This window comes from Vibrio sp. R-1, assembly GCF_035615595.1.
GTDB classification, from domain to species: Bacteria; Pseudomonadota; Gammaproteobacteria; order Enterobacterales; family Vibrionaceae; genus Vibrio; species Vibrio cholerae.
The window spans coordinates 1-12,742 of sequence record NZ_WPDC01000036.1 but is presented as its reverse complement, the minus strand read 5'-3'; the positions used below and the strand labels follow the sequence as shown (position 1 = coordinate 12,742).

At 47.4% G+C, this 12,742-nt stretch carries 9 protein-coding genes; 1 reads left to right on the top strand and 8 read right to left on the bottom strand.

Annotated elements, in window-relative coordinates:
- The first annotated feature begins 145 nt into the window (after nt 1-145).
- Nucleotides 146-406, top strand: coding sequence for a DUF3012 domain-containing protein (locus tag GOU96_RS09725; RefSeq protein ID WP_000799239.1), 261 nt, complete (start codon nt 146-148; stop codon nt 404-406).
- A 111-nt stretch (nt 407-517) separates the two neighbouring features.
- Here GOU96_RS09725 and GOU96_RS09720 read toward each other — a convergent pair whose 3' ends face one another.
- From GOU96_RS09720 to vasH, 8 genes are all read right to left on the bottom strand, one after another.
- A complete protein-coding gene (locus GOU96_RS09720; protein ID WP_142727634.1) occupies nt 518-829 on the bottom strand; it encodes a hypothetical protein in 312 nt (103 codons plus the stop codon).
- 100 nt (nt 830-929) lie between these two features.
- A complete protein-coding gene (locus tag GOU96_RS09715) occupies nt 930-1,313 on the bottom strand; it encodes a hypothetical protein (protein WP_162843089.1) in 384 nt (127 codons plus the stop codon).
- On the bottom strand, nt 1,310-4,294 hold the full coding sequence (gene tssI, locus GOU96_RS09710) for a type VI secretion system tip protein TssI/VgrG (protein ID WP_324701955.1): 2,985 nt from the start codon (nt 4,292-4,294) through the stop codon (nt 1,310-1,312). The genes GOU96_RS09715 and tssI overlap by 4 nt, the downstream gene beginning before the upstream one ends.
- A 252-nt stretch (nt 4,295-4,546) precedes the next feature.
- Nucleotides 4,547-5,809, bottom strand: coding sequence for a type VI secretion system ImpA family N-terminal domain-containing protein (locus GOU96_RS09705; protein WP_175596385.1), 1,263 nt, complete (start codon nt 5,807-5,809; stop codon nt 4,547-4,549).
- 50 nt (nt 5,810-5,859) lie between these two features.
- The gene (gene tssM, locus GOU96_RS09700) at nt 5,860-9,360 is read right to left on the bottom strand and encodes a type VI secretion system membrane subunit TssM (protein WP_267780841.1); all 3,501 of its coding nucleotides are present in this window, start codon (nt 9,358-9,360) and stop codon (nt 5,860-5,862) included.
- A gap of 60 nt (nt 9,361-9,420) precedes the next feature.
- Complete coding sequence (gene vasJ / locus GOU96_RS09695; RefSeq protein ID WP_032469836.1) at nt 9,421-10,830, bottom strand: TssA family type VI secretion system protein VasJ; 1,410 nt, start codon at nt 10,828-10,830, stop codon at nt 9,421-9,423.
- Nucleotides 10,831-10,839: 9 nt separating this feature from the next.
- Complete coding sequence (vasI, locus tag GOU96_RS09690; protein ID WP_185840701.1) at nt 10,840-11,496, bottom strand: type VI secretion system-associated protein VasI; 657 nt, start codon at nt 11,494-11,496, stop codon at nt 10,840-10,842.
- On the bottom strand, nt 11,493-12,742 hold a 1,250-nt coding region (vasH, locus tag GOU96_RS09685; RefSeq protein ID WP_324701954.1), incomplete at its 5' end, for a sigma-54 dependent T6SS transcriptional regulator VasH. The genes vasH and vasI, both read right to left, overlap by 4 nt.

Below are 12,742 nucleotides of genomic sequence, written 5' to 3'. Positions count from 1 at the left end.
AACGATCAGCAAAATGATGTACTGAATACTCACTTTGATGAATAGTGATAGGGTCGAACGGTGATCATTTCGCGCCGATTTAACACAGCGGCATCTCGGTTCGGTATAGTGGCAGCAAGTAATGAAGATTTGATGAGGATAATTGATGAAAAACACTCTGCTGGTGATCATGAGTGCGCTTACGCTTTCGGCCTGTAGCGAAGTGGGCAGCAAAGCTTGGTGTGAAGATATGCGCGAAAAACCCAAAAGCGAGTGGAATACTCAAGACACGCTCGACTTCGCCAAACACTGCATTTTCAACAACGAAGTCGGTAGCAAATCTTGGTGCGAAGATATGGATGAGAAATCCAAAGGTGACTGGACAGCCAAAGAAGCAGGCTCTTACGCTAAATATTGTGTGCTGTGATCGGAGAAAGCACCCAGAGTTTACTCTGGGTGTAAAAACTCCACAATAAATTTTAAAAATTTTCTAAAAATGATTCAAAATTAAACTTGCTCATATATATATCAGGTAGAACTATTTTTTTGCTAAATCAAATCCATCTGAAACTTCAACATTATAAGTCTTGATTACTTTCTTTAATAAAAAGTCATTTTGAAATGGCAAAAAATAAAACTCGTAGGATGAATAATACTCACTAGCACCGCTAGAAGACTCAAAGTAAATTTTCAAATATCTTTCATCATATTGAATATACCGAAAAACTACTCTTGCTCCAAATATAGATCCTTTACCGTAAAAATCATATGGACTATTAGTTAAAGTATCACATCTTACTTTGTCATTAGCCTTGCTATTAGAAGAAATCAATAGTGCAATTAAAAACAAACAGAGCCGCATTTTATATTACCATCTTAAGTAATTCTACTTATCATAAAGAAAAATCCCTTGGAAATAAAACACACAAAAACATGACTCTGGAAATTTATTATTTTGCAAAATCCTCACAAACATCAGTAATAGCTTTAATAGCCACGTACTCATTTCCATACTTACGTATGATCATAGGTGTCTGCGTATCATAACTGCCCCATTTTGCCTTATCTATAAAACAAACATGTATACCAACATCAGTCTCTTTAAAAAATTTAAACTCATATTTCCAATAATCACTTTCAATAAGAATTGATTCATTTGACATATCGGGTTTAGGCAAATCTATCTGTGGAAAATAGCGCTGTTCTTCTGATAACTTTTGCATTAGAGAACTATTAAAAGATGTAATATCCAATGAATTATATATTTCATTCAATGGAAATGCATGCGCATAAGATACTAGTCCAGAAAAAATAAAAACCAATATTTTTTTCACTTTATTTCCCCTATTAATTTTGCTTCTTTTTGTCTACGAGTTGAATATTTATCACCAAAATTCATTAGATTACCATACATTGCCGACCAATTTTGTTCAATAGCTTGCTTCCAGAAATCTTTTGTTTCCGAAGGTAAATAGCCATATTGATATGCTACTGAGGCAATTACTGTTTGAGCTTGCCATGGTAAACATTCAAACTTTTTCACCTTAGACATACGATTATATAAATCAACAATTCGATTAGTTTCTGATTCTTTTACTTTCGATACGAGAATATCTAATTCTTGATCACTTATTAAGAGCGGATTTTCAGCTAAAATAGCTTCGGCATCATGCTTTTTATACCCAAGATAAGGTGTAAGTTTATCAATTAAAGAAGTTGGCAAACCTAAAGTAATTAAATCTGATTTAGATCGTGCTCCTAGATCAAGTCCAGAGGCAATAGTTACACCACTATTACTACCCTTAACATCAGGAACATACCCATGTTTTTTTACTCCCTCAAGCTCTTTAATAAAATCAAAGTTAATCATTAGTTTGCATTCACAAGTTGATTCCCACCCATCCATCAAGGCTTCGTCTAGTGCCAGTAGTGTACCTTTGCCGACAATACCGTCAACGGGGCCAATGCTGTAAGACGGGTGGGTTTGGTGGCTTGGTTGATAGCTTTTCTGGAACTGCTCAATCGCGGTTTTAGTTTTGCTCCCAAAGTCACCATCAGCTCCTGCTTTCCCGAGATCAAACCCCAGTTTTATGAGCGCTTCTTGTAATAACTTAACCTCATCGCTGTGATTACCTTGACGATAAGCACTCGCTTGTCGCTTGGCGAGTTTCTCTAACTCATCGGATGGTTTGAGAAGATCGGATTTTAAAATTCGCTCCGGTGTTTTCTCTTCGGCCACAGGCTCATCATTTGCTGTGTTATTGGCTGAACTCGGCATCATAGTGGGGAGTGATGCAACATCAATAACACGCGCCGCGCCTGATTGTATTGAGGCAGCAATATCCGGCTGAACCAATTCTGCTACTGGTTTAGCTTGCGCTAACATTCTTGGCGCTGCCGCTAATTGCCCGCCATAAGCGCTACCGCTGCCTGCACTGCCGCCCGCGTTTAGGTTAATGGCAGGACCGACTAAGTGCACGCCACCTGCATCGACTTTTACAAAGCTGCCCCCTGCTTTTAGGGTTAACTCCGCTCCGGCTTCAACCACGATTTTTGCGCCGCTTTTGAGTGAAATCTCTTTACCCGCCTCGACAGCAATGCGTTGCCCGACTTTGTGTTGTAGTGACGCGCCGACTTCATGGCTGCTATCGAGTGCGATTTTGCTACGGCTTTCGCCTTCGATGGTAACGTGTTGATTGCGCTGGATGCGAGTAAAGCGGTCATTGTCCACAGTGAGATGCTGATCGTGGCGGATCACTTCGGTGTGATCATGCTCAATCAACGCATCCCAATCTTTTTGTGCATGCAGCAAAATCTGTTCGCTGCCCGCTTGATCCTCAAAACTCAGTTCGTTGTAGCCTTGCCCTTGGTGAGTCTCAGTGCGCAGCACGGTTTTGGTTTTGTGGTCAGGCAAGGCGTAAGGCGCGGTATTGGTCGCATGGTACGTACGCCCCGTGATGATGGGTTGATCCGGATCGCCATTCAGGAACGAAACAATCACTTCATGGCCAACTCGCGGAATCGCCATACTACCGTATTGGCTACCCGCCCATTCTTGTGCCACTCGCACCCAGCAAGAGCTTTTTTCGTTGCTACTTGAGTAGCGATCCCACGGGAAATGCACTTTCACGCGACCAAAGTTATCGCAATAAATCTCTTCACCTTGTGGCCCAACTACGGTGGCGATCATGGGACCATCCACTTGCGGCTTAGCACAAGGCCTTGCTCGCCAAGTGATGTGAGCGGGAATAAGTTTTAGCTGATTGCTGTAAGTGGTAGCGCCTGAACCACCCTCTTCTTGTAACGCTTGTGGCTGCGTCCCTTGGTGATTGGCTTGTACCACGAGCCAATCTCGATTCATTGCGTGATCAAGGTGATCTTGCAAGTCAAAACGCACTCCCGCCAGCAGCAAAGGTTCGTCACTCTTCGCATCAGCAAGCAAAGCATCACGGCGTAAATACTCTAAGCGAATTTGGCTAAAGGCTTTGCCATTTGCATCGTCTTTGTAGCGTCCCGGAGCATCAAAATGCTCATAATTTGGCTGCTGATAAGCGATGTCTTTACCCTGCGTGCGCTGAGTAAATCCGTAAGCTGGCTTTTTAAAGCTGTAATCCTTTAGCTCGGTATGGCTCACTTGCGCGGTGGTCTTGAATTGCAGATCGACCACATAAGGGAGATTGATCTCGCCACCCGCAAGCGCATTATAAGGTACTGGCTTGGCTAACTTCGGTTGGCTGTCCGAGCTATCGGTAAACAGTAGCGTGTGTTTCTGCGCTTCATGTAGGTGACTGTATACCAAGCCTTCTTCGGCGGCGATACGGTGTAAAAACTGCAAATCTGTTTCACGATACTGTACACAAAACTCTCGCTGGGCACACTCACGCTTAAGGGCAAAGGCGTAATCTTCAATCCCCATCTCTTGCAGTAAAATAGAGATAATCTCTGGCACGCTTTGCTGCTGGAAAATACGGCTATTACTGCGTAAAGAAAGCCTTTCCAACGCAGGAACTAGCGTTAATGAATAGAAAGTATGTCGATGGCCGGTATCCCCTTTGCTGAATTGACGCACAATACCGTTTATTTGCTGCACCACTTGCCCGTCACGCAGAATGGTTAAATGCGCGGTTTGGTCGACAAATTGCTCAGCAGTGAGGTTACTTAGCGCACTGGCTAAATCAACCTGATAGCGAAAACCATAGCAGGGTTCACTGCGCCATACAGAATCAGACAAGGACTCTTGCCCTTCAAATCCGCGTACGACGAGGGATTCATCCTCAAGGCCATCCACCTTTAATTGAAACTGTAACCTTGCCATGCTGTTTTCCTTGTTCTTTTTTTCGACGATAGCACTCGATATGTGGCCATCTTAAGTTCGATGAAAATGGTTCGTTGAAAATGGTGCGTTGAAAATATTGTGTGGCAGTCAATGGCAAACTCAATGCCAGCTTTTTGTCTACTTTTCCCTGTTTCGCACCAGGGTTAACTCTGATCACTGAGCAATCCCTTGCCCCAATCAAGCAAAAAACTGCCTATGAGCGAGTTTTTGCCCCACCTCTTCCTTCAGCCATCACTGCAACAAAGCCGCATCGCCGATACGCTGCTCAAGCTCGGCAATTTTCCAACTTAGGCTATCTAGCCTTTGTTTGAGGATCGCAAACTCTTTCTGGGCATTTGTTACATCGCCTTGTTCAAGGAGGCCTTGCACATAGTCAACTCGACCATAAATCGGTGATAGGCTGACCGCGAACTCTTCTAATGATTTGGTCTGCTTTTCTAACTCAGCCCATTTCCCCCGCTTAGCCAGTAACGCGATATTGGCCATTTTGGTGCGAATTTCGCTGAACTTAGCCACGAACAGCGCGGTTTGCTCCAACGCTTGTTGCTGCTGAAGGGCAAACTCTTGACTCAGTGCATTCACTTGCTCGTTTTCAGGATAAAGTGTGCGCAATAGATTCAGCTGAGTGATGGCATGTCGCTTAGGTTCACTAAACGAGATGGTTAAATTCTGCTGCAAAGTATCGCGATACAGTGGGATCAGATCATGTTGCCAACGCGCACGCTCACTTGTGGAAGAGTCGTTGAGCAGTGCTTGAGTTTGAGAGGACTCATTCAACGTGGTGATGCGCTGTGGCGCGGCATAAGGCGTGGTATAAAACCAAGGCCACCCCCAATAGCCCCCCACCACTCCCAGTGCAACCCCAAGTACACCTAGAGTGAACAACGCGTAACCGCGCTGCCAAAACTTAAGCTTAGGTGGCTGAGCCTTCTCCTGCTTTTTCAATAAGCTGTGGTATTGGGTTTCAATTCTGTCTATGTGTTCAAACAGAGCAAACCCGACCCCTTCAAAGTCTACTTTGTATTCGGTTTGTTGCTGTTCAAACAGCTGATGTAACCGATCGCAATGGCGCTCAGCCCGATACAGATCTCGCAGCGACTCATAAGTTGGTTTAAGTGCTTTCAGTTCCTGCACCACACGTGCATTGACCCAATCGAGGATCTCTTTGCGCACTTTGGCGCTTTTCACATCACACTCATCTTGGTTGGCAAGGCTTGCACTCATCAGCTCCATACCAGTGGCATACCCCGCCAGCCCCTGAGTTTTCAGGCAGGCTACCGCATAGTAACCGCAGATCAGAAAATCCATCCCTTGGTTACAGGCCAGTTGTTCACAGTACTCTTTTACCACTGCCCAATCCGTGCCCCCGGCAATCGGATTGAAGCGGCGGTTTATCTCCTCACGAACCTTCGCATAGGGCTCTAATCCGCGAATTTCCTCAGAATCATTGGTTAATCGGTAGCAAACGTTATCAATAAAAATCACATTGGACATCACAACTTCGTCCTAAAAAGCCAGAGCGAAAAACTCGCTCTGGCAACCTATTAATAGAGTGTTTTAGACAGTTTAAACGACTTGAACAGGCGTTCGGTAAATGGGTTGGCATCGGCCTCTGCGTTAATACGGTAGATCATCTCACCGCCATCGACGATAAATTTGAAATCAACCGACGTTTGACTCGCCGAAACCACATCACCTTGATCCAATAAGCGGAAGAATGCCCACGGTCCTTGGATTTGCAAACTGCGCGGTGACATATTGGTTTGGGTTGGAATCAAGGTCACCTTAGACACCGCAGAATCACGCAGCGTGTTAGGCCAAATCAGCTCGACATTTTCACGCGGGCCATGGCTGTAAGCTAAGAACTGACCATCCACATTCAGCACACTACGACGCTTGTTGTTACTCAAACTGAGCGGCTCAACCGAGAAGCTGACATCCAAAATCCCTTTACGGTTGAAGAAAGCCTCACGAATTTTCTGCGCTTGCTTAATCTGATCCAGCACTTCTTTACGAATGATCGACTGCGCTGAGTCATCCGACTCGACGCTGATGTTCTCATCAATAAACATCTTCAGTTGCTGATTGTAGAAATTGTCTAACGTGCCATTCGGCGCAAAGAAGGCTTCAAAATCGGCCAAGGCCACATCTTTATTTGATGCGGGGTTGAATGGATAACGCCCAGCCAGCTTGCTTTGGAAGGTTTTATACACATCCTCCGTCCAGCGTACTTCAAGATGCTTGATCGCTTCTTGCTTGACCACATACCAGCTCTCATCTGCAAGCTTTGCCATCATGCTATCCAGCGGCTTCGGCAATCCCGACGAGATACGCTTTAAGGTATAGATAGGGTCAGCATTAACCAGTTTGACCCGCGCTTTGGTCGCATCGAGCGCCGCCATACCAACATCGGGAGCATCTTGAATCGATTTCAAGTAGCTTTTCAGCTCATCCACCGAAGCCAAGACTTCCGTCATGTAAGCTGGTTTGCTGCCCACCGGCTTGAGCATACCGTTCAGATCGGCAAATGGAGTTTCAATCATCGAAGCCACTTTGTATTTCGGGCTTTTCAGCAGCTCTTTTAACGCCGATTCATCTTTAGGTAACGCACTGTACAGTTGGGTGTTGTCATCTAATGTGCGCAATAGACGCTGCATCGGCTCAAGGTTGCTGGTGATATTTTCCAAAACCATGACCGCATCATTGATGTCATTGAAATACTTCACATCAATTTCATTGAGTGCCGCGCGCCATGTGTTGGTGTAATCCGCCACATAAAGATCGCGGATTTTTTCGCGCAGTGCCTGCTTGTCTGCTTCACTAAACTGCGCCGTTTTGCTCTGTCCCAGAACCCAACTGTCAATCAGTGCCAACTCAGAGACCGATTCAGATTGCGGCATAAAGTAGTCATCAAAACCACGCTTGGTGAGCATTTGAGGAATAAACAGGCTGCTACTGTTAAGAACGCGCTCTTCAAACACCACATCGAACACCGGCCCAATCAAGCTACGCAAGTTAACCGAAGGACCAAGCACCGTTTGTGCGCTCAACTTCAAGTTACGATAGACGCGCTGGTCGTTTGGCATTGAACCCAGTTCAACCTGAGCATGAGCAATCACTTTATCGTAAGGGCGCATCACCTGCTCCGCCCCTTTATCACCATTGAGACGCTCTGCAGTGAGATCCGTATGACGCATCGCGTAATCTAAGTGACCGAGCAGCTCTTCCTGAATTTGACGCTGACCTGAGAAGGATTTTTGCCAATACTTTGCAAAATAATCCATCACATAGTCTTGGTAACGACCACTTTTATCGACCAGCATGCGATACACACGCAGCACCGCTAATTTTTCTTCATCTGTCTCAGCTTGATTGAGCGCGACAATGGTGTCCGCCATCAACAGAGGCAAGAAGCGGGTTTCGAGTAAGTTTAAGTAGGTCTCTTCTACTTTCGGGCCAATGGTGTGCCCTTGGTAGAGACCAAAATCGGAGATGTATTGAGGTTTATCACGGAAGAAACCAAACTCCAGTGTCGCCTCACGGATCTTATTCAGCGGATCCAATACCTCTCTTTGTGAGGCCAGTGAACGGCTGGTCGGGAACTGCTCTTTATACTGATTCACTTTGGTTAATACAGTATCGGCGTGTTGCACGTTATTGAGGTAGTTACGATACCAAGTACCCGCCAACAGCAAAGTCGCCACTGAGCATGCGACAAAAGAGAGCCCCATCAAACGGCGTTTGTTTTTTGCAACCCGGAAATTATCCGACGCTAAACCTGCTTCAGGATAGATGATGTGGGTAAACAATTTTTGCGTGAAATAGACCGTGGAGTTTTTTGCGCGCTGCGCCGTATTAATCGCATGAGACAGACCATAACGACGGGAAGCCGCATCATCAAAAGCGTTGGTGGGAACACCTTGTTGATAAACCGACGTGAAATAAGCACCACGCACCAGCGCTGACGTTGAGAATTGATCGCTCGCCAAAGCCTCTTGGAAAAACTGTTGCAAAATCTCTTTCAAACCTGAGATTTGACGCGTGAAGCTGTAAATCGCGTTACGTTCTTCAAGCGTCATTGGCGCTGCGACCGCATGTGGTAGCATGCCATTAACTCGTGACACAAATTGAGTGTACTCGCTGGCAAACTCTTCCAACCAAGAATCTAGGTTATCTACCGAGTCCATTGAGAAGGTAAAACCCAACACCTCTTCGCGCTGACTCTTGGTGTAGTGCTTAAAGAAAGGCTCAAAACCGTGCAATAAGTCGAGCTTAGTCAGTGCAATGTACACCGGCAAACGAGTCGATAAGGTTTCCATCAACTCACGCAGACGAGCACGCAGCAAATTGGCATAAGCTTTACGCTCTGAAGCTGTGGCGGTAGCAAGATGCGCCACATCCAACGCCAACACGATGCCGTTTAGCGGACGGCGGCTACGAGTGCGGTCGAGCCAATCGACAAAATGCAACCATAAGCGGCGCTCTAACGCACCATCATTCTCTTCACTACGATTGCCTTGCGTTAACAGCTCACCATCAGGATCAATCAGGACAGATTCATCACCAATCCACCAATCAAACGAGTATGGGTTTTCGCTTTTTTGTCCCGAAGCTCGCATGACCGAAGAGAAGACAAAGTTCTGACCAGAACGGTTGATCAGGCTGGTTTTACCCGCATTTTCTAAACCCAGAACCAAGTACCAAGGCAGTGCATACAAGTAGTTGTGTTTATTTAGGCTCTGCTTCATGTTGAGCATCACCTGATTCAGTTCAACCTCTTGGCGCTGCTCATACACCTTGATCGGATCTTGGCGCAGTTGCTCTTCGCGCTTTTGTTCCGATTTGAAAGCTTGCAGCTTACGCCACTGCCAAATGCCCCACACGGCTAAACAGCCGAGAGTAAACAGACTGCTTGCCACAACTCGAGCCATGATCGACTCTAGCGGTTTATAGCCAGCCACTTCTAACCAAGGGCCTGCCCACCAAATGGCAACGTTCAGCAAAATGAACGTAGTGAATAGCAAAATGGGAAGTGCTGCCACCACCGTGGGTTTAAGCCGCCTTACTATTCCAACAATGAATTTCCACATGAATTGTGTCCTTGTTTACTCTGACGTTGTATATCTTTGAATTTGTTCCACTAAACTCGGCTCCCACTCAGGAACAGACAGCGTCGTTACCTGATTGAGTAGAGTTTGATACTGTTCACCAGCCATCGCATCGAGATGATTTGCCCGCAGCAGATCCGCCGATAGCAATCGCCAGTAAAATTTGTCACGCGGCTCCACCGCACTGACCAAGCCATCATTGAGCATGGAAAGTGCCACCGCGATTCCACCTTCTTTAGCCAGTTGAAACGCCTCTTTACGCTTCTCTTGCCAATCTCCGCCGACCGATTGCCCCGCAGCACCTTGGCTCTGACCTACGCTCGCCAGCCACTCTTTGACCGAATCGCTGACAAACGGCTCTCCGCCTTTGAATTTGAGCTCAAGCAGCGAAGGCAAACGACGTAAAAACTGTTGTGTTTCTTCGGCAATCGCCTGACACCAATCACTTTTGCCGAGTTGCTGGGCAATGGTGTAACTCATCCACTGTCCTTCAAACCAATAAGGAGCCATGGTTAAGCTCTGTTCGACTTTGCGCCACAAGGCTAAATCGGGGTGACGGAGTTGATCTTGGTAATCCTTGACGCGATCCGCCTGCATTCCACGCAGCAGTGTTTCACCATCGGGTTTATGATCGGGCAATGAGGTAATGCTGCCCCACACCGCAAAGCGGCGCAGACGAATCGACAGCGCGATACCAAACTCTTGTTCGGCAAGAAAATCTGCCACTTTGAGTAGGGTTTGTTTCGCTGCTTTGTCACTCGAATGATCCACCACCATGCTCGCCGCAGGAGAAGACGTTGCAGCACTTGGTGTTTCACGCTCCGCGCTGCTTTGCGCCGTCACTTGCTGGCGCTGCTCTGCGCGTTTGATCTCCGCGGTAATTCGCACCACCACAGACTCCACCAACTCAGAAGAGAGCCCTTGTTTCTCAACGGCTTGTTGCCACTCTTCAACCGCCGCTTGCAGCGCTTGGCGATCCGCTTCATCCAGATGATGAAAATCGAACTTTTCGATCACTGTGGTAAAACGTTGCGCCATCTGGCTGAAAAATTTACGTCGCGGCAGATTGCCACGTGCGCCCGGCGCTGGGTAACTGTCGTTCCAATATTGATTGAGGAACTCACTCATCACCGCAAACGAGGTAATAAGGCGCGTCGGGGTAACTTGGTTATGCAGACACTGAAGCAGGTAAACCAAAAGCTTGATGTCTTTACTCTGTTCACCAAGCAGTTTGAGAGTGCTGTGCTCCACTTCATCCCACTGCACTGAAGCGTGAGAGAGAGAGCCCACTTTCATCATCTGATCTTCAATAAAATCAAACAGTGGGTGATCGACTAGCCGCTCTCCGACAGGATTGCTACTGCTGATCGGTTTGGCCACACACTGACGGTATTCAGTCATTTCCATACGGGCTCCTTACCAACCACAGCGTTCGCGCAAAGCATCAAGGGCTTCATTGACACCTCGAGTATCAAACTGTAACCCGTCAGCAAAGGGCGCATTAGAGCGCAGCAACAGGCGAGACTCACTGGCAGCCAATTTCATCATTTCGATCGCAGGCATGCCGCGAGCCGAGGAAAACAGTACGCCGTGATCGTCACTGCGCCAGAACTGTGTCTCGTGTCGGATAGAGACTTGAATCCGTGCATCAGCCACTTCTTTCGGTAAAGCCAGCTCAATGCGGCTCAGGTTATTAATGCAACTGAGCAAGAGCACTGGCGGAGATGTTTCCCCTGAGCTGCGATTTTGCGCAGGCAAAGCAATCCAAGCGCTGCTGCCCTGCCCTTCACCTTGCGTGCCTAATACCCAACCCGCTTCGGACTGCAACTCAGACAATGCCGCCATGGCGCGTTGCCACTCTGCGGGATAAGGATTGGACGGTGCGATAGCCACTTGCTCAAGGGGCGTGGCAAAGACACGGTCAAAACAAGCCAAACGCTCTAAACGCGCAGGAATTTCGCGGCACAGCTCAGCTTGCTCAACCTGTGATCCCGCATCTTGCGATGCTGCTAAAACATGCGCAGAGCCCGCGCAACCCAAGATCAAACTGACCACTAAAACGGTAATTCTCATGGGGTTTTGATCTCCAATTTCAGGCACTTGTAGGCCAAGGTACGCTTAGGGATACCGAGACTTTTCGCCGCTTTCGCGCGATCGCCAGCAAAGCGCTTCAAACGCTCACTGATGATCAACGCTTCAAACTGACTGACCGCCTGTTTCAAATCATGGATAACCGCAAAATTCGGTTCTCCAGCCAGCGCAACCGAGGATTCAATATCCACGTTCTCAGTTTCGACAGAAACGGCTACCGGCGTCGCTTCAGGCGCAAGACAGGGTAGGGTTTGTAAACGATGGGCAAAGCAACTGGCTTCCACCTGCGTACCATCCGCTGTTTGCGCGCAGCCAAACTCAATCAAATGTTTCAGCTCACGCACATTTCCCGGGAAGTCGTACTGCTTAAGGCAGTCGATGGCTCGATAGTTCAAACCACGAATGCGCGTGTTATGTTGCAAGTTGAACACGCGCACAAAGTGCTCACTGAGCAGCTCAATATCTTCCAAGCGTGCCGCCAGACGCGGCAAGGTGATCGGATACTGGAATAGACGGTAATAGAGATCTTGGCGAAATTCTTTTTTGCGTACTTGATCCAGCAGATTGACGTGTGTGGCCGATACCAAACGGAAATCGGAACTGAGCTCCTGCTTACCACCGAGCGGTCGGAAAGTACGCGATTCAAGCACACGCAATAATTTGGCTTGTAAGGTGAGCGGCATATCGCCAATCTCATCCAAAAATAGCGTGCCACCATTCGCTTGTGCGATAAGTCCCTGTTTATCGCTGTCCGCTCCAGAAAATGCCCCTTTGCAGTAACCAAATAGTTCACTTTCCAGTAGATGCTCAGGGATCGCCGCACAGTTGATCGCAACAAACGGCGCAGACTTACGTGACGAAAGTTCATGCACAGCCGCGGCGACTAACTCTTTACCCGTGCCAGTTTCACCTTGCACCATGACCGAGAGCTGAGAGTTAGCGGCAGAGACAATCTGCTCACGCAGCTTTTGCATCGCAGCGCTTTCACCAATCAAAGTACGCGATAACGCATTGGCCAGTGAGCGCTGCGCCGAGTCGCGTTCAATATCCGTCAGCGATTGTTTCAGCTCCAAGCGGCGCTGCTCTTCACGTTCCATATCGTTGAGCAGTGACCATTGCTGGGAAAAGACCTCGATAAACTTCAAAAAGTCCGCTTTTTCAAAAGCGCTCACGATACCGTGACTCTCGCCCATCAACAGCAAGATCGAGTGTACTTGGCGAGTATCCA